14 protein-coding genes are annotated in these 20057 nt (G+C 71.9%); 3 read left to right on the forward strand and 11 right to left on the reverse strand.

The genetic code is table 11. The features are described from left to right. Window positions 1-384: 384 nt before the first annotated feature. The 9 genes from AB0C96_RS08520 to AB0C96_RS08560 form a co-directional block, all read right to left on the reverse strand. The gene (locus AB0C96_RS08520) at window positions 385-897 is read right to left on the reverse strand and encodes an NAD-dependent epimerase/dehydratase family protein (RefSeq protein WP_362915025.1); all 513 of its coding nucleotides are present in this window, start codon (window positions 895-897) and stop codon (window positions 385-387) included. Between the two features lie 393 nt (window positions 898-1290). After that, window positions 1291-2274 (reverse strand): hypothetical protein, encoded by a 984-nt coding sequence (locus tag AB0C96_RS08525; RefSeq protein WP_362915027.1) that lies wholly within the window; start codon window positions 2272-2274, stop codon window positions 1291-1293. 385 nt (window positions 2275-2659) lie between these two features. Beyond that, complete coding sequence (locus AB0C96_RS08530; RefSeq protein ID WP_362915029.1) at window positions 2660-3784, reverse strand: substrate-binding domain-containing protein; 1125 nt, start codon at window positions 3782-3784, stop codon at window positions 2660-2662. A gap of 12 nt (window positions 3785-3796) precedes the next feature. After that, the gene (locus AB0C96_RS08535; protein WP_362915031.1) at window positions 3797-6313 is read right to left on the reverse strand and encodes a SpoIIE family protein phosphatase; all 2517 of its coding nucleotides are present in this window, start codon (window positions 6311-6313) and stop codon (window positions 3797-3799) included. Between the two features lie 136 nt (window positions 6314-6449). Further along, complete coding sequence (locus tag AB0C96_RS08540) at window positions 6450-7526, reverse strand: zinc-binding alcohol dehydrogenase family protein (protein ID WP_362915033.1); 1077 nt, start codon at window positions 7524-7526, stop codon at window positions 6450-6452. A gap of 121 nt (window positions 7527-7647) precedes the next feature. After that, window positions 7648-7935 (reverse strand): hypothetical protein, encoded by a 288-nt coding sequence (locus AB0C96_RS08545; RefSeq protein WP_362915035.1) that lies wholly within the window; start codon window positions 7933-7935, stop codon window positions 7648-7650. A gap of 121 nt (window positions 7936-8056) precedes the next feature. Further along, window positions 8057-8494 carry a hypothetical protein gene (locus AB0C96_RS08550; RefSeq protein ID WP_362915037.1) on the reverse strand — a complete coding sequence of 146 codons (438 nt, stop codon included), beginning with the start codon at window positions 8492-8494 and terminating at the stop codon, window positions 8057-8059. A gap of 222 nt (window positions 8495-8716) precedes the next feature. Beyond that, complete coding sequence (locus AB0C96_RS08555; RefSeq protein WP_362915039.1) at window positions 8717-9667, reverse strand: hypothetical protein; 951 nt, start codon at window positions 9665-9667, stop codon at window positions 8717-8719. A 107-nt stretch (window positions 9668-9774) separates the two neighbouring features. Next, the gene (locus AB0C96_RS08560) at window positions 9775-11244 is read right to left on the reverse strand and encodes an amino acid permease (protein WP_362915041.1); all 1470 of its coding nucleotides are present in this window, start codon (window positions 11242-11244) and stop codon (window positions 9775-9777) included. A 519-nt stretch (window positions 11245-11763) separates the two neighbouring features. On the opposite strand from AB0C96_RS08560, the gene AB0C96_RS08565 reads away from it, so the two are divergent. Then, entirely contained in the window at window positions 11764-13227 is a 1464-nt protein-coding gene (locus tag AB0C96_RS08565) for an NAD-binding protein (protein ID WP_362915043.1), read from the forward strand. Here AB0C96_RS08565 and AB0C96_RS08570 read toward each other — a convergent pair. Together AB0C96_RS08570 and AB0C96_RS08575 are read right to left on the reverse strand one after the other, a co-directional pair. Beyond that, complete coding sequence (locus tag AB0C96_RS08570) at window positions 13205-15679, reverse strand: SpoIIE family protein phosphatase (RefSeq protein ID WP_362915045.1); 2475 nt, start codon at window positions 15677-15679, stop codon at window positions 13205-13207. The genes AB0C96_RS08565 and AB0C96_RS08570 overlap by 23 nt on opposite strands. Window positions 15680-15788: 109 nt before the next feature. After that, window positions 15789-17420 (reverse strand): helix-turn-helix domain-containing protein, encoded by a 1632-nt coding sequence (locus AB0C96_RS08575; protein WP_362915047.1) that lies wholly within the window; start codon window positions 17418-17420, stop codon window positions 15789-15791. A 365-nt stretch (window positions 17421-17785) separates the two neighbouring features. Here AB0C96_RS08575 and AB0C96_RS08580 point away from each other — a divergent pair, with 365 nt between their 5' ends. Both AB0C96_RS08580 and AB0C96_RS08585 read left to right on the forward strand, forming a co-directional pair. Beyond that, window positions 17786-18916: a bile acid:sodium symporter gene (locus AB0C96_RS08580; RefSeq protein WP_362915049.1), complete on the forward strand. Its 1131-nt coding sequence runs from the start codon at window positions 17786-17788 to the stop codon at window positions 18914-18916. Between the two features lie 245 nt (window positions 18917-19161). Continuing rightward, window positions 19162-19995 (forward strand): undecaprenyl-diphosphate phosphatase, encoded by an 834-nt coding sequence (locus AB0C96_RS08585; RefSeq protein ID WP_362915051.1) that lies wholly within the window; start codon window positions 19162-19164, stop codon window positions 19993-19995. Window positions 19996-20057 lie beyond the last annotated feature (62 nt).

Below are 20057 nucleotides of genomic sequence, written 5' to 3' on the forward strand. Positions count from 1 at the left end.
TCTCTGCCAGCCCTCACCGCCGCCCCGACCGCCGTAGCCGCCGTCATAGTCACCTTCGTGGCTCCGTTGGGTTTGCGTGCGGGCGTCGGCGTCAGCGCGAGCGCTCGGGGCATTGCTGGTGGTGGCAACCGCCACAACGAGGAATGCGGCAGCGCTCAGGAGGAATGCAACGATGACAGCACGTATGAACTAGCCCTTTCCGTAAGGGGTTTGTGTGACATGCGGCCTTCCCCCCGAACGCGCGTCGCTGTGCGCTGTCCCATCCGTGTGCGGGACTGGCGGACCGATTCCTTCGTCAGGTGAGGGTGGTGATTCGCGAAGTCGCGCGTACTCACGTTCAGCGAGTCGTTCTGCCTGGGTGGCCCAAGCTGAGAGCGACCGTGCTCAAGCGCGACGGCTTCCCATGCGTGGCCATCCTGCGCGGCACCGCGGCACCGCGGCACGGTGCACGGCGCCGGCCACGGACGTGGACCACATTGTCCCGGGCGACGACCACGATCCGATGATGCTCCCGGCCTCGCCTGGACCGGGTGTACGACTCGACTGCCGCCGCAAACGCGTTCGAATACCGGCCTGTTCGCGGAGTCCGGCAACTGCTGCGTGATGCCGCGGGCGGGCCGTCACGGCTCGGAACTCTTCATCGGCCAGGCGCCCGACATGTGGGGCGTGCAGCGCGGCAGTGTGGACCAGGACATCGGCCGACTGCAATGCGGCCAGCCGCACCGGCCGGTCTCGCAGGTCTCCGACGACACTCGTCCAGCGGCCGGGAATCCGGTCCACGCCGCGAACCACCCAGCCAGCGGCGTCGAGCGCCGCAGCCAGGGCCGATCCGACCAGGCCCGAACTTCCCGTTACCGTAACCAGCCCTGTGGGGGCCCTTTTCGTCCCTCCGTGCATGTGTCCGACTGTACGGCGTGGAACCGATCTCCTGAGCTGGAACAGCTGAATGGAGAGGGGGACTCAACTCGCGGTTGCGGTTCGAATCACCAGGGTGATCAGCGCGGATCCCGCCAACCGGCTCATCCCACATCGGAACCGAGGTGTGTCAATCGTTGTGCGCGCGGCGGCGAGGATTGAGGACGCTGGACCGCAGCTCCTGGTCAAGGCCCCCGAGCCGCGCCCGTATCGACAAGAAGATCATTTACGGGACTGCCCTTAGGGCCCGCAGAGAATTAGCTTGGTGGCTCTGGAACTTGACACTCCAGGTCCAGGTGATGTGAGCACGCATGTTGTTCTTCTGTGGGTCCTTGGTGGTCGACCTTCCACGTTGCGAACGCTTCCGCAACCGCCCTATGTGTGCCAATCCACTCTCCTTTGGGGAGAGGTACTCAGTAGCGTATGAAGAAGCTGTCGGGGTGCTGAATCCAGACCGCTTTCGAAGGTTTTGTACTCCGTTGGCCTGACGCGCGCAGCGAATGCGATCACGTTGACGTAGCGATTCACGAGATGTGGGCTACTTTGAAGCAGTTGGGAGTAGCGCGGTAGGGCCTGATTCTGAACGAGAGCTGCTTGCTTCAGAATCCCTGGAGGGGAGAGTTCAGGGGTCATTTCCTTGCCGACCATATACCTGGTCAGAACGGCCAGGGAGGATTCCAGGCTACCAGAACATAGATATCCTATTTGGTCGCCTGTGTATATGGTGGCGCGAATGTATGGATTTAGTAGCGGGGAGGCGAATTTCAACTTGTTCAGCTGGTCAAGGAGGGTGGTAAGCAATGTGAATCGCAGATGTCGAGCCTTGAGTGCGCCGACGAAGCTCCCCATCATGAATCTCAAACGCGCGTACTCCTCTTCCTGGAGTTCTTTCGCGAATCCTCCGTCGATAATTATCACGCGATGCCCTAGCAGGCTGAGCAGCTGCGCCTTGCCGTCGACGTTATCGGAAACGTAAAGATCAATGTCCTTCTGGTAGTCCAGTCGCTGTCGCAAGGAATTGAGGGTGTCGTTAATCTCCGGAAACGACTCTGCCGTGACCTTGACGGCTCCACCGAGTAGGCGAGCTCGCCATAGGAGAATTCCAAACCATATGGAAATTATCAGCACGATCAGAATGGTGAGGCCTACGAGTCCGTTGGAGAGGGCTCCTATGAGGAAGATGCAACCTATGAGGTAGGTGAGCATGGTGGTCGCTGTGGCCAGCTTGCGCCTGGATGCCTCATGTGGATGCCTGATGCGCTCAAGTGGAAACGGCTGCTCGCCCATCTCGTCACCTGTTGTCACCTTGAGAAAATCTGCTCCCGTTCTCAGTTTGAGGCCTTGGTCGACCGGGCGCATCCTGTGCAGCTCACACTTGGCTGGTCTCAAAGGGGCCTGGAAGGTTGGGAGTTAAAGCACTGCGCTCCGCAGGTGAGCGGCCACAAACCGTGCTGGGCAACCTCTATGGCGCTCGATCGCATCGAGTGCCTCCTGATAGGGAAGGAGATCCCAGGGGAGCCTCCCTCCTGCCCTGGCTCCAGCTGTCACGGGTCCCAGTGGATTCCGCCGTAAGCAACACAGCGCGGCCCCTGGAGGGTCGGTGGGCGAGCGGAGAGACCCGCGGCAGCACTCAACACAAGTTCAGCGTTCCGGCAGCTGGTTCTATGTCGACCCGGAGACCGGCGCCAAGGTGCCCGGCGTCACCAGCGTTCTGTCCATGCTCCCCAAGGGCTACCGAAAGCCATCACCGAGGGGATGTTCCCTCGCCATGTGCAGGGTGTGTCAGACCAGCCTTGGCGCAGGCGGACGCGTACTTGGGCGTGCAGATCTGATCGACCGTGTACATCCCGTCCTTGAGCACGGTGTCCCTGATGTTGTGCACGGTCACCGGGATCGGGGTGAGCAGCACGGCCGGGATGCCGTGTGTGGTGGGGCTGTTGACGCGGTGGGTGGCGATGCCGGCGAGGCTCTTGCCGCGGGCCAGCGCGACGGCCATGGTGGCCGCGGCTTCGGCTTCGGGCCGGAAGGGCTTGAGGACGGTCATGGACTGCTCGCCCGTGAGGAGCCGCTGGACCGCGTCGAGCTGGGCGTCCTGCCCGGTGATCGGGGGCAGCGGAGAGATCTTCGCGGCCTTGAGGGCGGAGACGATGCCGGTGGCGAGGCCGTCGTTGGCGGAGTAGACGCCGTCGATGTTCGAGGCGCCCAGGGCGGCGATGGCGGCGGACATGTTGGCGTTGGCGGCCTCCTGGCGCCAGCCGGCGGTGTCGTACGCCTTGCCGATCCGCACCTTGCCCTTGAGGACGGACAGCGCGCCCTCCTTGAACCAGGCGGAGTTGGGGTCCGGGGTCGCGCCGTTCATCATCACGATCTGGCCGCCGGGGGCCTTGTCGCCGAGTGCCCGCAGCAGGGCCCGGGCCTGGAGCCGGCCGACCTTGGCGCCGTCGAAGGAGACGTAGCCCGAGATCGGCCCCTCGGCGCGGCGGTCGTAGGCGACGACCTGGACGCCGGCCTGGCGGGCGTGCTCGACCGGGGCGCGCACCGAGCGGGAGTCGACCGCGTCGAGGACCAGGACGTTGGCCCGCTTGGTGATCATCGCGTCCATCTGTGCCTGCTGGGTGGCGACGTCGTACTGGGCGCTGACGGCGTCCACCCGGCACTCGGGGCACAGCTGGTGGATCTTCTTCACCATCAGCGGCCTGTCGAAGTGGTGGAAGCGCCAGTTGTCGTCCGGGAACAGCACCCCGATCCGTGGGTGAGCGGTGTCTTCGGGCTGCTGCCCTCCACCGGCTTGCCGGCAGGCCACCGGGGCGGCCGCGAACAGGCACAGCCCGGCCAGGGCGGCGACCGCGGTGCGCAGGCGGGTCTTCACGTCACGACCTCCTCAACCCCCGGGCGGTTCGGCCGTGGCCTCCTGAGCGCGCTGCTCGTCCGGCTGGAGGCGGATCTCGCTCCACACCTGCTTGCCGCCGCTCAGCGGCACCGAGCCCCAGGCCATCGACATCGCCTCGACCAGCAGCAGCCCCCGGCCGCCGGTCGCCTCCCAGTCCACGCTCGCCGGCTTGACCGGGGCCCGCGGCGAGCCGTCGTTCACGGCGACCCGCAGCCGTCCCGCGGCCAGCGTCAGATCCAGCTGCACCTCGCCCTGCGTATGCGCGATGGCGTTGGTGACCAGCTCGGACACCACCAGTAGCGCCACGTCCATCTCCTGGGTGATCTGCCACTGGCGCAGTGTGCGCGAGGTGAAGCGGCGGGCGTGCATGACGGCGTCGGGGAGCCGCCAGACCGTCCAGCGGGCCCGGGTCGGCCGCACCCGCATCCCGTCGTAGCGCAGGACCAGCACCGCGACGTCGTCGTCCCGCCGCTTGGCGCTGCCGAGCAGATCGTCGGCGAGCCGCCCGGCATCGGCCGGATCGGCCGCCGCCAGCACCTCGCGCACCCGGCGGATGCCGTCCTCCAGGACGAGGCTGGCCGATTCGGCGAGACCGTCGGTGAGCAGGACGAGGACGGTGCCGGGCGCCAGGCCGACCTCGGTCAGCGGGAACTCGCCCTCCGCGGCCACCCCCAGCGGCGGGCCGCCCTCGACCGCGACCTCCACGGTGCTGCCGTCGGGGAGCCGCAGCAGAGGCGGCAGGTGCCCGGCCCGCACGAACCAGGCGATGCCCTCCTCCATGTCCAGGTCCACATAGCAGCAGGTGGCGAAGAGGTCGGTCTCCATGCCGAGCAGCAGGCGGTTGGCGTGCGCGACCACCACGTCCGGCGGATGGCCCTCGACGGCGTAGGCGCGGATCGCCGTGCGCATCTGGCCCATGATCGTCGCGGCGGCGGCGCTGTGGCCCTCCACATCGCCGATGACCAGCGCCACGTGCCCGTCGGAGAGCGGGATGACGTCGTACCAGTCGCCGCCCACCTCAAGCCCCACGGTGGCCGGCAGATAGCGCACCACGGCCTCCCCGCCGGCCAGGTCCGGCAGCTTGCGGGGCAGCAGACTGCGTTGCAGCATCGTGGCGAGCTCGTGCCCGGCGTCCAGCGCGTGGGCGCGCACCAGGGCCTGCCCCACCAGCCCCGCGGTCGCGGTCAGCAGCGACCGCTCCTCCGGCCCGAACCGGTGCTCGGCGTCCCACCCGACCAGGCACACCCCCACGATCCGGCCGTCGGCCGGCAGCGGCAGCACCGCCAGCCCGCCCGGGCCGACACCGGCCAGCCCGGGTTCCAGCTCCGCCCCCGGAGGCCACAGGGCCACGTGGCCGCCCCGTAGCACCCCCTCCAGCGTGGGCAGGGTGTGGCACGAGGTGTCGGGCCATTCGGAGCGCCATTCGGCCTGCCAGGACGCGGGCCAGGACTCCGGCTGCGGCGGGTCGAGGACGGTGACCACCAGCCGGTCGGCCTCCAGCTCCGCCACCGCCACCCGGCTGGCGTCCAGGGGCGCGCGCAGCGCGGCGACCGCGGCCCGGCTGACGTCCCGGGTGGTCGTGGCGCCGGCCAGCGCGGCGGACAGTCGCTGCACGATGGAGACCTCGTCGGCGCTCGGGCGCAGGTACGAGGCGTCGGCGACCACCCCCAGCATCCGCCCCGGCGTACCGTCCGGGCCGGCCAGCACCCGGCAGCGCAGACTCAGCCAGCGCAGCTCGCCGTTGGGCCGGCGGATGCGGAACGACAGCTGCTGCTCGGTGACCGGCACCCCGCCCGGCTCCACGATCGACATCAGCGCGGGAATGTCGTCCGGCGCGGTGCACTCGAGCAGCGTCTCCACCCGCTGGTCGAACTCCTGCGGAGCGATGCCGAACAGCGCCAGCACCTGGGCGTCCGCCTCCATCCGGCCGGTGGCCAGCAGCAACGTGAAGGCGCCACCGCGCAGCGTGTCCAGCCCCGGGCCCAGCAACGACTGCCGTTCGGCGTGTGCCTTGACCCGTGCCGCGACGGCCTCCAGGCCGGCGGCCACCTGGTCGGCGTGCAGCTCCAGGAGGTGGCGGCGGTCGGCGTCGAACGCGGCACCGGTCCGGTCCAGCACGACCAGGCAACCCAGCCGGTGCGCGTCACCGCCCAGCGGCAGCACGGCCAGGGAGGCCGTGGCCGGTACCGCGGCGGACCCTTCGCCGGGCGCCGCGCCGGCGCTGTCGCCGCGCGCGGTACCGCCGCGCTCGGCGAGCTCCGCCGGGCTCAGCCACTGGGGGAGTCCGGTGAGGAAGGCCGCGGCGACCGGGGAGTCGCCGGACAGCGGGTAGCGGGTCGGCAGTTCGTGGGGGATGCCGGAACCGCCGACCATTTCGGCCAGCTGGAGCTCGCCGTCCGTATCGGACGGTACGTAGACGGCGGTCAGCTCAGCCCCCGAAGAACCAAGGAGCCGCGCGGTCACTGCCTGCACCGCCTCCGTCCGCGGGAAGCCGTCGTCGTAAGCCACGGTCGTCGTACCCGCCCTCGGGGTCAGGGCGCCGACCCCGCTTCCGCATCATCGGACATGTCGTAATGTACCGCCCTCCCTCCATGGTGCGACATTCAAAGAGACGGGAGCCAGTCGGCGCAGTGGCGCATCGGTGTCACGGCGGGTGATCGGGAGGTCCCCAGCCGGGAATCAGCACCGCGGCCCCGTGGACCCGGTCGGCCGCCAGGTCGGCGAGCGCCTCCGGGGCGCGGTTGAGCGGGTACGGACTGACCGTGACGCGGAGGCCGATCCGTGCCGCGGTCCGCAGGAACTCGCGACCGTCCGCCCGGGTGTTGGAGGTGACGCTGCGCAGGTCCCGCTCGTAGAAGAGGTGCCTGTGGTAGTTGAGTGGGGGGACGTCGGTGAGGTGGATGCCGGCGACGGCGAGGGTGCCCGACCGGTCCAGCGCCTCCAGGGCCACCGGCACCAGATCGCCCACCGGCGCGAAGAGGATCGCCGAGTCCAACGGCTCGGGCGGGTGTGCGTAGGCCTCGCCGGCCGAGGACGCGCCCAGGCCGAGGGCGAGTTCGCGGGCCCGCGCCGACCGGGTCAGCACGTGCACCCGGGCCCCTTCGGCGAGTGCGACCTGTGCGGCAAGGTGCGCCGAGGCGCCGAACCCGTAGATGCCGAGCCGGCCACCCGGCGGCAGCGCACTGCGCCGCAGCGCCCGGTAGCCGATGATCCCGGCGCACAGCAGCGGCGCCAGCTGGGTGGCGTCCTGGGCGTCCGGGAGCGGATAGGCGTAGTCGGCGGGGACGAGGGCGGCCTCGGCGAAGCCGCCGTCGGCGTCCCAGCCGGTGTACCGGGACGTCGGGCAGAGGTTCTCCCGGCCGGCCCGGCAGTACCGGCAGTCGCCGCAGGTGCTGCGCAGCCAGGCCCCGCCGGCCCGGTCGCCGACCTGGAAGCCGGTGACCGCCTCGCCGGTGGCGAGCACCCGGCCGACGATCTCGTGCCCGGGAACGGTCGACGGCCGGTGCGGGACCAGGTCCCCCTCGGCCAGATGCAGATCCGTACGGCACACCCCGCAGGCCTCCACCCGCAGCAGCAGGTCACCGGGGCCCGGCACGGGCGTGGGGCGCCGGACCGACGCCAGCGGACCGGAGGCGACCGGCCCGGGCCGCCGGACGGCCCAGCCGGCCACCGTGTCCGGACCGGCGGCGGGCGCTGCGGACCCAGCCGTGTGACCAGCCATGCGTCCAGGATCGCGCCGGGCCGGGAGTGGAACAACCGCGCCTGTCGCCCGGGCGGCCCGGCAGCGCGTGGCGGGCGCATACCGGGCCGCCCGGGCGCCGCGCCCGCCGTGCCGACCGTCCTCAGGACCCCGGAGCCCTGCGGTCGTTGGCGGCTTTGCCGCGCCCCTTGCGGACGGCCCCGACGAGGGCGGTCAGCTTCCGGAGCACCGCGCGGCGCGGCCTGCGGGCGGGGTGGTCGGGCGCGGTGCCGGCGGCGGGATCCGGCGCGACGGGCGGCGGCGGGGGCTGCGGGCTGCTCGGGGCCTGGGTGGCGGGCTGGTCGGTGGCCGGGGTCCGGGGCTTGGGCGTGGTGCGCGAGGCCTCGGCGCGGACGAGCGCGCCGAGCGCGGCGAAGATGTCGACGGGCATGCCAAATCTCCTGCGGTGCAAGGGTCTTGAGATCCGATCGCGGCAGGACGCACTCGCCCCGGGGCCCTGGCCCCGCTGTGGGGTGGGGTGGGTTGTGGGGGGCGAGCGCGGCCGGGCCGGATCAGCAGCGCAGGACGGTCACAAGGGGAGCCGAGGCGGCAGCGGCGGCCCGGACGACGGTCCAGGCGGCGGAGTGCCCCGGCGCGGCGACGGCCTCCGCCGCGGCGGCCTCGCTGACCGCCTTGCCACCGGCCCCGGTCGGCACGTGGTGGCGCAGGTGGCAGGCCGAGGCCTCGCACCTGCGCCGGACGCCGCTGCCCGGATGCCTGCCGCCGCCCTCGGACGACGTCAGCACCGGTACCGCGGAGGTGCAGGGCCGCTCGGGCGGACCGGACACGGCGGGGGCGGCGTGGCCGAGGCAGCGGCCGGCGACCGGGGTCGGCAGGTCGGAGGAGTCGGTGCTGAGCACCGCGTGCAGCAGGGCCAGCAGCGCCAGGAGAAGCAGCGCGCGCCGGCCGCCGGTCGCCGCGGAGCGGCCGGTGCTGACGGTGTCGCGCATACGGATCTCCCAACGCTCTTCCAGGGAAAAATCCCCTGGAACACATCGGGGCACTCCGGAGACACCAGAAAGGGACCGCAATTCCACCCGTTCCGGCTATGAGGCGTACGTATGCCCAAAACCGGACAGTCGGGTGACTTTCCGAGTGACCTTCTGGGCGTCGCTCGGGAGGTCTCTCCGGACCCGCCTACGGGCGGGGCGGTGTGGAAGCCGCCCGCGGCTTCAGCTCGACGCGGTGGCGCGCTCGTAATAGTGGGTGAACTGTTCCAGCGGGTCGCCGTCGGAGTTCCACGGCCAGGGCACCGCGATGCCTCCGGTGGCGCGCAGCACGGGGCCGGCCTCCGTGATCCGCGCGGACTTGATCAAGGCATAGGCCAGCAGGTTCAGATCGGCCAGCGCCGCCGCGTGGTGCAGGAACCCCGGTCCTTGCCAGTAGTGCGACGCCTGGTCGAGCGCCTTCGTGGCGTCCGGCCGTCGCCAGATCTCCCCCGCGCCGAGGGCCGTCACACCCCCGGGGGCCAGCGCCCGCTGGTGGGTCCGCACCAGTGCGGTCAGCTCCAGGCCGGCGGCCGGGGCGTCGGCCGGCATGCTGGAGCGGACGCCGTCGACCAGGTCCAGCACCATGGCGCTGGAGCCGCACTCGTCGGGCGAGAGGTAGCCCAGGGCCTGGAGATGGGCCTCCCGGTTCCACGGGTCGCGGGCCTTGATCTCGCGCCACACCGGCGACAACTCGCTTGCGGGGCGCTGCTCCAGCCGCAGCAGGGCCAGCTGGAGGGTCCAGGGCGTCGGGTCGGCGGGGAGCAGCTCGGCGGCCAGCCGACAGGTCTCGCGGGTCACGCCCAGATCGATGGCCGTCCCCGGCTGCTGCGCCAGGAGCAGGTCCGACCAGGCATGGAGCAGCAGTGCGCCCTGGTTCTGCGGACTGTGCTGCCGCCAGATACCGGGCAGCGCCCGCCCGGCGGACCCGGCGAGCACCCGGAGGCGGTGCGCCTTGCGGTCCCAGTCCTCGCCGGTCTCGTCGATCACGTTCGCCATCAGGGCCATGACGGCGGTGTCGAGGGAGCCACGGGACCAGCACGTCTCGACGCGCCGCCGCACCTGCCCCAGCGCGAGGTCGTCGAGCTCGGGGACCAGCCGGGGACGGGTGCCTTTGCGGCGTCTGAAGACGGACATGTCCTCGGGCGGCCTTCCGGAGACGGGACGGTGGTGAACGGGGGGAATTCAGTGACGGGCGGTGGTGTGACGTGCACACCACCGCCCGTACATGACAGCGCCAGGCGTCAGCCGGACGTTACGGTCGTCCGCTCGGTGTCGGCGCGGTTGCCGCCGATCCGGTCGCGGACCAGGGAGATCGCGACGACGATCACGGCCAGGAGCACGGACAGCAGCACCTGGATGCGGCCACCGCCGGGGCTGTCGTCGGTGAGCATATAGGCCAGGACGAAGGTGATCATCGCGATGGTCGCCCAGGTCAGGTACGGGAAGAGCCACATCCGCACGACCAGCTTGTCCGGGTTCTCGCGGAGGATGATGCCGCGCATCCGCAGCTGCGAGAAGCAGATGACCAGCCACACGAAGAGCGCGACCGCACCCGAGGAGTTCAGCAGGAACTGGAAGACGGTGTCCGGCCACAGGTAGTTGAAGCCGACCGCGATGAAGCCGAAGACGACCGAGGCCACGATCGCGGCCTGCGGGACGCCCCGGGAGTTCGTCCGGGCGAAGGCCTTCGGCGCGTCGCCGCGCTGGCCGAGGGAGAAGGCCATCCGGGAGGCGGTGTACAGGCCGGAGTTGAGGCAGGACAGCACGGCGGTCAGCACGATGACGTTCATGATCTGGCCGGCGTGCGGGATGCCGATCGAGTCCAGGGCCGCGACGTAGGAGCCCTTCTTGACGATCGAGGGGTCGTTCCACGGCAGCAGGGAGACGACCACCAGGATCGAGCCGAGGTAGAAGATGCCGACCCGCCAGATGACGCTCTTGGTGGCCTTGGTGACCGCGCGCTCCGGGTCCTCGGACTCACCGGCGGCGAGCGTGACGATCTCGCTGCCCATGAAGGAGAAGACGACCATCAGCACGCCGGTGAGGATCGCGCTGGGCCCGTGCGGCAGGAACCCGCCGTGGGAGGTGAGGTTGCCGAAGCCGGTTGCCGCGTGGCCGGTGCCGGGCAGCACGCCGAAGATCGCCAGGCCGCCGAGGACGATGAACGCCGCGATGGCGACGACCTTGATGCCCGCGAACCAGAACTCGAACTCACCGAACGACGAGACCGAGGCGAGGTTGGTGGCGGTGAGGACGATCATCACGATCAGCGCCCAGGCCCACTGCGGGACGGCCGGGACCCAGCTGGTGAGGATCGCGGCGCCGGCGGTCGCCTCCACGGCGAGCACCACGACCCAGAAGAACCAGTACAGCCACCCGATGGAGAAACCGGCCCAGCGGCCGAGCGCCCGGTCCGCGTAGGCGGAGAACGAGCCGGAGGTCGGGTTGGCCGCCGCCATCTCGCCGAGCATCCGCATCACGAACACGACCAGCGCGCCGACCAGGGCGTACGAGAGCAGGATTCCGGGGCCGGCCGCGGCGATACCGGACGCGGAGCCGACGAACAGGCCGGCACCGATGACCCCGCCGACGGCGATCATGGACAGATGGCGGTTCTTGAGGCCGGATTGCAGGCCCGATTGCCGCGGGGCCTCACCGCTGCCAGGGGGAGCGGGCGGAGCGGCCACGTGGCTGGGGGGAGGTGTAGTCATCTCGACATCCGTTGAGGGTTGGAGGGGTCATGCACGGGGGTGACTGCTGTGATCGCCTCGGTTTTCCGTTTTCCGGACGCACGAAAGGGCCGAGTGCTGGCAGGTGGCGATCGTGGCCCTGACGCATGTCGAAGCGGCGGCACAGGGCCCCGGTCCTCGGATGCTCGCGCGGGTGGGGGAGCGCCCAGGGCGCCGCCACGCTGTGTGCCCGTCCTCCTCGTGAGAGGTGAGCGGCATCACGTCCGGAATGGATTTGCGTCAGCGTATGTGGCTATGCGCGGCGGCGTATTTGTGAGGCTCGACAAATTCGGGCCCGAGTGTTGTGGAGTCGAACAGTGCGGATTCCGTATCGAGCGGACTCGCGCCCCGCGCCACGCGGCTGGTCCGGCCGGACAACGGCGTCCGCGAAGCCTTGGCCGGACGGACAGCCGACGCCGACGGCCCGCGCCCTAGCGTGAGTTGGGCCCGACCGGGCCCACACCACCAGTGCTGCACGAGCGCAGCGGAACGGGGGACGGAATGCCGGATGAATGGGATGTGGATCCGTACGGTGCATCCCCGGCGGCGCCCCCGGGCGCATCGCGGGAGGCCACCCACGACGGATCCCGCAGCGGCGGCCCGGACGGCGGCCCCGGCCGGATCCTGGTGATCGGCGGCACGACGCTGGCCCGTCGGGTCTGTGCCTCCCTGGCGGAGAGCGGCCACCCGGTGGACCACCTCGCCGCACCCGACGACCGGGACCTGCGCCGCGCGCTCGCCACCCGCCCGACGGGCGTCGCCGTCCTGGTGGGCGACGACCTCGCGGCCCTGCGCCATGCGCTCGCCGTACGGCACCTGAGCGACACCGTGCGGATCGTGGTCACGGTCTTCGACCGCACGGTGGCCCAGCAGCTCGGGTCGCTGCTGCGCCACTGCGTCACGGTCTCGCCCGCCGACCTCCTGGCACCGACGCTGGCCGGCCTGTGCGTGGACCCCGACGCGCTGGCGGTACGGCCGGACGCGCACGGCGCGGTGGCCGTCCACCGGCGGGCGGGGCGACTGGTGGAGACGCCCTGGCGGGCGAGCGCGGCCACCCGGCGGCGGGCGGTGCTCGGACGGCTGCGCGGCCAGTTGCAGCCGCACGACACGGACGCCCGGCTGCTGCTGATCGGGCTGCTGGGCATCGTGACGGTGCTCACCCTGGACTGGCTGTGGCTGGTCTGCGCCCTCCACACCCAGGCCGGCACCGCCTTCCTGGAAGCCGCCCGGGTGGTCGCGGGGGTCGGCCCGGCCGCGGCGCACCCCGGACACCCCGGCTACGAGGTGGCGTCCGGCGTGGCGATGCTGGTCACCGTGGGCTTCACCGCGCTGCTGACGGCGGGGATCGTCGACCGACTGATAGGCCCGCGGCTGGTCGGCGTCCTGGGGCCGCGGGTGCTGCCGCGCGCCGGCCATGTGATCGTGGTCGGCCTGGGGCAGGTGGGGCTGCGGCTCTGCCAGACGCTGCGCGAGCTGGGCGTGCCGGTCGTCGGGGTGGAACGGGAGCCGTCCGCCCCGCACCTCCGTCTGGCGCGGTCGATGGGCATCCCGGTGGTGCTGGCGCACGGCGAGGACCGGGCGGTGCTGGCGCGGCTCGGCCTGCCGCGCGCGCGGGCGCTGGCCGCGGTCGGCTCCCATGAGCTGGACAACGTCGCCGTCGCGGTCGCCGCCCACGGGGTGGCCCCGGACGTCCGGGTCGTGCTGCGGGCCGGTGAGGACGAGGCGATCGCGGAGACCCGCTCGCTGCTGCCCCTCGGCCTCACCCGTGACATCACCAGGACCAGCGCCGCGTACGTGGCCGCCCAGCTGACCGCCCGGGGCGCGGACGGTGTGCCGCGGCGGGTGGTGGCCGCCGCCGACCGCGACTACGTCGACCTGCCCGGGCACGGTCTGGTCGGCCGACCGGTCCCGGCGGGGGACGACTGCGGCCACCGGGACGCGCTCACGGCACCAGATCGGCGGTAGCGCCCTCGATCGAACCGTCCAGCTCGGTCCAGATGACCTTGCCGGTCGGGGTGTAGCGGGTGCCCCACCGCCGGGTGAGCTGCGCGACGATGAACAGCCCGCGTCCGCCCTCGTCGGTGGTCCGGGCGTGCCGCAGGTGCGGCGCGGTGCTGCCGCCGTCGAAGACCTCGCAGATCAGGGCGTCCTGCCGGATCAGCCGGAGGGTGATCGGCCCGGAGCCGTGCCGGATGGCGTTGGTGACCAGTTCGCTGACGATCAGCTCGGTGGTGAACCGCAGCTCGTCCAGGCCCCACTCCGCCAGCTGCCGGCCGGCCGCCGCCCGGGCGCTGCCGACCACGGCCGGGTCGCTGGACACGTCCCACGAGGCCACCTGGTGCGCGCCCAGGGCGCGGGTGCGGGCGAGCAACAGCGCGGCGTCGTCCGACGGCGGGCCGGTGAGCAGCTCCTTGACCACGTTCCCGCCGATGTCCTTCAGCTCCGGCCCGGACACCGCGAGGGTGCTGCCCAGCCGGCTGAGCCCGACGCCGATGTCCCGGTCGCAGGTCTCGACCAGCCCGTTGGTGTAGAGCGCGATCAGGCTGCCTTCGGCCAGCTCCAGCTCGATGGCCTCGAAGGGCAGGGACCCGAGCCCGAGCGGCGGTCCGGCGGGCAGGTCGGGCAGGTCGACCGTGCCGTCCGGTCCCACGATCGCCGGTGGGAGGTGGCCGGCCCGCGCCATGCTGCACCGCCGGCTGACCGGGTCGTACACGGCGTACAGACAGGTCGCCCCCATGAACGTGGCGGCCACGCTGGCGTTCCCGGCGTCCGCCGCAGTATCGGCCCCGTGCGTCTTCACCAGCCCGATGACCAGGTCGTCCAGGCGGGCCAGCAGTTCGTCGGGTGGCAGGTCCAGATTGGCCAGGGTGCGTACCGCGGTGCGCAGCCGGCCCATGGTGGCGGCGGCGTTGATGCCGTGTCCGACCACGTCCCCGACCACCAGGGCGACCCGGGCCCCGGACAGCGGGATCACATCGAACCAGTCGCCGCCCACCCCGCTCGGGACGTCCGCCGGGAAGTACCACGAGGCCACCTCCAGCGCGGAGCCTCCGGACAGCTCGTGCGGCAGCAGGTTCTGCTGCATCACCCGGGCCGCGGCGCGCTCGCGGGTGAAGCGGCGGGCGTTGTCGACGCACACCGCGGCCCGGGCCACCAGCTCCTCGGCCAGCCGCACGTCGTCGGCGGTGAGCGGTCCGAGCCGGCGGGTGCGGAAGAAGGTCGCCGCGCCCAACGTGACGCCCCGGGCCTGCACCGGCGCCACCATCGCCGAGCGGAAGCCGAACCGGCGGATCACCGCGGCCCGTACCGGATCCTCGGTGATCCAGACGCTGGTGGCGTGGTCCAGGGCCGGCTCCACCTGCGACGTGCCGGTGAGCAGACAGCGGGCGATCGGCGAGGCGGGCGAGCGCTGGACGGTCTCCCCGACGGCCGGGCCGGCCTCCGGGCAGCCCTCGTTGACGAACTGCTGCCCGCAACGGCGCATCGTGGGGGTGCTGTCGACGGGGCCGGGGACCGGCTCCTCGCCCCGGAGGACCGAGTCCAGCAGATCGACCGCGACGAAGTCGGCGAGCGCCGGGACCGCGACATCGGCCAGCTCCTGTGCGGTGCGGGTGACGTCCAGTGTGCTGCCGATCCGGGCGCTGGCGTCGTTGAGCAGGGCGAGCCGCTCCTGGGCCCGCCAGCGTTCGGTGACGTCGATGACCATGTACCAGACGCCGATGAACGCGCCCTGCGGGTCGGTCAGGGCGAAGAAGGAGGCCGAATAGGCGCGCTCCTGGGTGGGGTCCGCGTAGGTGGGGCTCCGGAACTCGTAGTCCATCACCGGCGATCCGGTCTCCAGGACCCGCTGCATCCGCTCCTCGAATGCCTCGGCCTCCAGCCGCGGCAGGACGTCCGCCACCTTCCTCCCGAGCCGTCGCTCCAGGGGGATCAGCTGCTCCAGTACGTCGTTGACCCAGACGTAGCGCAGATCGGTGTCCAGTACGGCCATGCCGACCGGTGCCTGTGCCAGGAACGGCTCCAGCATCAGCTGGTTCACCCCACCGCCCGGCAGCCGCCACTCCTCCAGTGCGAGGACGGACCACCGCTCGCCGCCGACTCCGTCGAGGAGCGGTGTGACCTGAACCGCCAGCTGCACGTCCCGGCCGTCCCGGTGGCGCGCCGCGACCGACCCGCCCCAGCCGTCCCCGGCCCGGCACCAGCGGGCGACGGCCGCCGCCCGTGCCTCGTCGCCGGGTATCGCCAGCAGCTGCGTCGCGGGGCGGTGCAGGACCTCCTCGGCGGAGTAGCCCAGCAGGCGCTCCGCCGCCCGCGTCCAGGAGACGATCACCCCCCGTGCGTCCAGTTCGGCCGTGGCCGCATGGGCGAGGTCACAGGCTTGGCCGGACCCGCCCGGCACTGCATTCTCCGACGTCATGATCGCCAGCCCGTCAGCTCAGTAGGGCATATCGGCCAGTTTAGGAGAATTCCGAACTAAGGACAGAGGGGCGACGACAGGGGCGGTGGCGTCTGCGAGCCGTCGTCCCTCAGGTCTTGGACGGCAGCCGCAGCTGGAGCATGGCCAGCAGCCGCTGGTCCGGCCGGCTCAGGTCGAGGCCGGTCAACTCCTCGGCCCGGCGGACGCGGTAGCGCAGCGTGTTGGGGTGCACATGGAGGTCGGCCGCCGCGGCCCGGACGTCGCCGAAGGCGTTCAGGTACGCGAGGATGCTCTCGGCCAACTGCCCCTGGTTGCGGCTGTCATGGGCGACCAGTGCGGTCAGCCGCGGGTCCCGCATGTCGGGGTGCGCGGCGAGCAGTGCCAGCACCTCGCTGACGAGCACCTCGGCCTGGATGTCGGGCAGCGCGGCGACCGTGGTGGTGACGCCGACGCTCACCATGGCGTCGAGGATCCGGTCCGCCTCCCGGCGGGATTCGGGGACCTCGCCGAGGCCCGGCACGATGCAGCCCACCGAGCCGCGCAGCGACAGGCCCAGGTGGCGGCGTGCGGCCTCGGTGATCTCCTGCCCCCAGCCGCGCAGGGTGCCCAGGTCGATGCTGCGCGGCAGTTGCGGCAGCAGGACGTAGATCCGGGTGTCGACCTGGGTGACCAGGGCGCTGCGGTGCCGTGCCGCGGTGTGCACCGAGACCAGGTTGCTGACCTCGGTGCGGGCCAGCTCGGGCGGGGTGGCCTCGGCCGTGCCGAACGAGAAGCCCAGGACCGCGGCCGGCCGGGTCGCGTCCAGCCCCAGGTGGGACGCGAGCGGCTGGGGCCCGGTGCTGCCCTCCAGCAGCCCGGCGGCGAGCGAGCGGGTCAGCGTCAGGTCCGCCGAGAGCTCCCGGCGGCGGCGCACCAGGTGCAGTGCGGCGACCCGGGCCGCACCCAGCAGGGCCTGCTCCGAGTGCTCGGTGAGCGGGGTCGACCCCTCCTGCACCCAGATCGTGCCCAACTGCCGCTCGCCGGACCGGATGGCCACCGCCAGCCGGCGGCGGATGCCCAGCTCGGGGTGGCTCTCGATGTCGATCACGTCGTCCGAGGCGCGCAGCCGCTGGAACACCCCCCACTTGCGCAGCTGCGCCAGATACGCCTCCGGGCCCTGCCAGCCGAGGATGGACAGCCGGCGCAGATCGTCGACCTCGTCGGTGTTCGTGGAACGGGAGTAGGCCAGCACGCGGTTGGTGGTGTCCTCGATGCTGACGATGCCGCCGGTCAGGACGGCGGTGGTCTGGGCGAGCGAGAACAGGTCGCCCTCCTCGATGTCTTCGCCCGGAAACCCCGGCGGGGCGCTCTCCAGGGCCGCGCGGGCCAGCGCGTCCACCTGCTCCCAGCGCGCCTCGCTGCGTACCGACAGCAGGGCGATGCCCGCCTCGGCGGCGGTCTCGCTGAGCGCCTCGGCCTGCGCGGGGGTGTCCAGCTTCACCGCGACGCAGGCGGCCCCGTCACGGCCGCCGGCCCGGAGCGCCGGAAAGGCGGCACGGCCGCGGGCGCCTATGGCGAGGATCAGCTCGCCGGGGTGGGCGATCGGCGGATCCTCGGGGTCCAGCAGGGCGACGCTGCGGATCTCGACGTCCAGTCCGGCGGGCGCGGCCTGGAGTTCCACCAGGGGTTCGCCCAGCGACATCAACAGCTGACGCAGGCTGATGCCGGTGCGGGGCGGCGGTGCCGTGGCTGCTCGTTCCATGATCGGGGCCTCTGTCGGGTCCGAGTGGGCCGGGCTCATCCCGCTGCCAGCCATCTCTCAGGCACTCCCGTTACGTCACGCCAAGCGGCCGACCGGTCAAAGGCCGAGCCGCAACCGCGCGAATGAGCCATGCGCACAGTATCGATGCTATCCGCCGGGCGACGGCGCCCGTTCGCCCGGTGAGCTCCGTCCCGGGGCGCCGGGGTGATCGACCCGTCACGATTCGTCTACAGTGATGTAGACGGTTGGTTCCGCCGCGGTCACCCGCCGGTCGTTTCCGTGCCGTACCCGCACCGCACGCCGTGGTCGGGGCGTCCGCGTCCGCGCGGAGGGATCGGAGGACCACCATGAGGAGGGGCGAGCCGGTGCGGACCGCCGCCAGCCAGGCCTTATCCGGCCGGCGCCGGGGACCTCGATTGCTGGCCCGCGCGCAGCGCCATCTGACCTGGGCCATGCCGGTCGCCTACGTCGCCGCGGCGCTGCTGCCGCAGGCCGGGAGGTGGGCGCGCGGCCTGTCCCTCGGCGCCCCGCCGCTGCCCGGGCATCCCACCGGGCTGACGCTCCAGGCGCTGCTGCTCGGCCATGTGCTGTTCACCGCGGCGCTCCAGGTGCGCGCCCGGGACCTGACGGTGCTGCTGCGCCGTCCCGGGCTGCTGATCGCCGGAACCGCGGCCAACACCGTCCTGCCGCTGCTGATCCTGCTCCTGCTGGCCGCGGCGTTCGTGCTCCTTCCGGACGCCGACGGCGGAAGCGGGATGCTCACCGGTCTCGCGCTGATCGCGGCGATGCCGGTCGCCGGCGGGGCCACCGTCTGGGGCAGCCGAGCCGGCGGCAACCAGACCCTGGTCGTCGGGCTGGTGATGGCCTCCACCCTGCTCAGCCCGCTCACCATCCCGCTCACCCTGGCCGGCGCCGCCGCGGTGACCAGCGGCAGCTACTCACTGGCGCTCGCGCGGATGGCGCACCCCGCGGGCGGAGCGGTCGCCGCGGTCGGGGTGGTGGCGCCCTGCCTCGCCGGGCTGGCCCTCCGCTGCGCACTGCCCGAACGCCTCGTCGGCCGGGCCATGCCCTGGCTGAAGCTGCTCGCCGTGGCGGCCGCCCTCGTCCTGACCTACCTCAACGCCTCCGGTGCCTTCACCGATCTGATCGCCCGCCCCCGGCCCGCACTGCTCGCCCTGGCCGCGCTGGCGGCCGCCGCGATGTGCGCGGCGTCCTTCGTACTCGGCTGGTGCCTGGCGCGCGCCCTGAGGGCCGCCCCCGCGGACACCGTCGCGCTCACCTTCACCTCGGGGATGAACAACAGCAGCGCCAGTGCGGTGCTCGCCAGCACCCGATTCGCCGACCACCCGCACGTCCTGCTGCCGATCCTGGCGTACAGCGTGCTACAGAAGCTGCTCGCCGGGCTCGCGGACGGCGCACTGGCCGCCCGCGCGCCGCGGCGCCGCGGCGGCGAGGGAGCCGGCGCCGCGCGGTGCGGTCGGGAAGTGCGCAGCTGACCCAGGGCGTCGAAGCCGCGGCCGGGGAGCCCTTCCTCCCCTCGTTCGTCTACAGTGTTGTAGACCGTGGGAGCGCAGTGGGTGTCCGGGCGGGCGGTGCGCGCGCCGAGCCGTCGCCGGGGGCGCTGCGCGGCCTTCGCGTCGTCCGAGCACCCAAACCCCCAGTACAGTCGCAGTCGCCTCACCGCGTGATGCGCCGAGGCGTGCCTGCGCCCACCGCCCACCCGTCGCCAGAAATGGATCCCATGAGCGCGATCAGCATCGGACAAGCCGTCGTCCTCGGAGCCGTCGAGGGGGTGACGGAATTCCTCCCGGTCTCCTCCACCGGTCACCTCAAGATCACCGAGGGCCTCATGGGCATCCCCGTCGACGACGCGTCCGTCGTCGGGTTCTCCGCCGTCATCCAGGTGGGCGCGATCGCCGCGGCGCTCGTCTACTTCGGCAAGGACATCGTGCGCATCGTCGGTGCGTGGTTCCGCGGTCTGCGCAACCGCGAGGAGCGCTACCACCACGACTACAAGTTCGCCTGGTGGGTGATCTACGCCACCATTCCGATCGTCGTCGTCGGCCTGGCCGCCAAGCCGTTGATCGAGGGGCCGCTCGCGTCCCTGTGGGTGGTCGCCGGTTCGCTGATCGTGGGCAGCGGTGTGATGTGGGCGGCGGACCAGATGGGCCGCCACAAGCGCGGGGAGGACGACACCTCGCTCAAGGACGCCATGTGGGTCGGCTGCTCGCAGATCCTCGCCCTGCTCTTCCCCGGCTTCTCCCGCTCCGGCGCCACCATGTCCACCGCCCTGATCCTCGACCTGGAGCGGGTCGCCGCCACCCGCCTCTCCTTCTTCCTCGGCATCCCGGCCCTCACCGGAGCGGGCATCTACGAGCTGAAGGACGCGATCGGCAGTGGCGCCGCGATCGCCCCGCTCGCCGTCGGCACGGTCGTCTCCTTCGTCGTCGCCTACGCCTCGATCGCCTGGCTGCTGAAGTTCGTGGCCAAGCACTCCTTCAACTCCTTCGTGCTCTACCGGATCCTCGTCGGCGCGCTGCTCTTCACCCTGCTGGGCATGGGCGTACTGAGCTGACGACCACCGGGGTCGCCGTGCCGGGCCGCCGGAGTGCGGCCCTGCCGGTGGTATGGGCGCAA

Source organism: Streptomyces sp. NPDC048506, from assembly GCF_040651315.1.
GTDB lineage: Bacteria > Actinomycetota > Actinomycetes > Streptomycetales > Streptomycetaceae > Streptomyces.

Coding starts and splice junctions, on each gene's coding strand:
- AB0C96_RS08520 (WP_362915025.1), bottom strand. CDS start 897: ATGCACGGAGGGACGAAAAGGGCCCCCACAGGGCTGGTTACGGTAACG.
- AB0C96_RS08525 (WP_362915027.1), bottom strand. CDS start 2,274: ATGCGCCCGGTCGACCAAGGCCTCAAACTGAGAACGGGAGCAGATTTT.
- AB0C96_RS08540 (WP_362915033.1), bottom strand. CDS start 7,526: ATGGCTGGTCACACGGCTGGGTCCGCAGCGCCCGCCGCCGGTCCGGAC.
- AB0C96_RS08545 (WP_362915035.1), bottom strand. CDS start 7,935: ATGCCCGTCGACATCTTCGCCGCGCTCGGCGCGCTCGTCCGCGCCGAG.
- AB0C96_RS08550 (WP_362915037.1), bottom strand. CDS start 8,494: ATGCGCGACACCGTCAGCACCGGCCGCTCCGCGGCGACCGGCGGCCGG.
- AB0C96_RS08555 (WP_362915039.1), bottom strand. CDS start 9,667: ATGTCCGTCTTCAGACGCCGCAAAGGCACCCGTCCCCGGCTGGTCCCC.
- AB0C96_RS08560 (WP_362915041.1), bottom strand. CDS start 11,244: ATGACTACACCTCCCCCCAGCCACGTGGCCGCTCCGCCCGCTCCCCCT.
- AB0C96_RS08565 (WP_362915043.1), top strand. CDS start 11,764: ATGCCGGATGAATGGGATGTGGATCCGTACGGTGCATCCCCGGCGGCG.
- AB0C96_RS08570 (WP_362915045.1), bottom strand. CDS start 15,679: ATGACGTCGGAGAATGCAGTGCCGGGCGGGTCCGGCCAAGCCTGTGAC.
- AB0C96_RS08575 (WP_362915047.1), bottom strand. CDS start 17,420: ATGGAACGAGCAGCCACGGCACCGCCGCCCCGCACCGGCATCAGCCTG.
- AB0C96_RS08585 (WP_362915051.1), top strand. CDS start 19,162: ATGAGCGCGATCAGCATCGGACAAGCCGTCGTCCTCGGAGCCGTCGAG.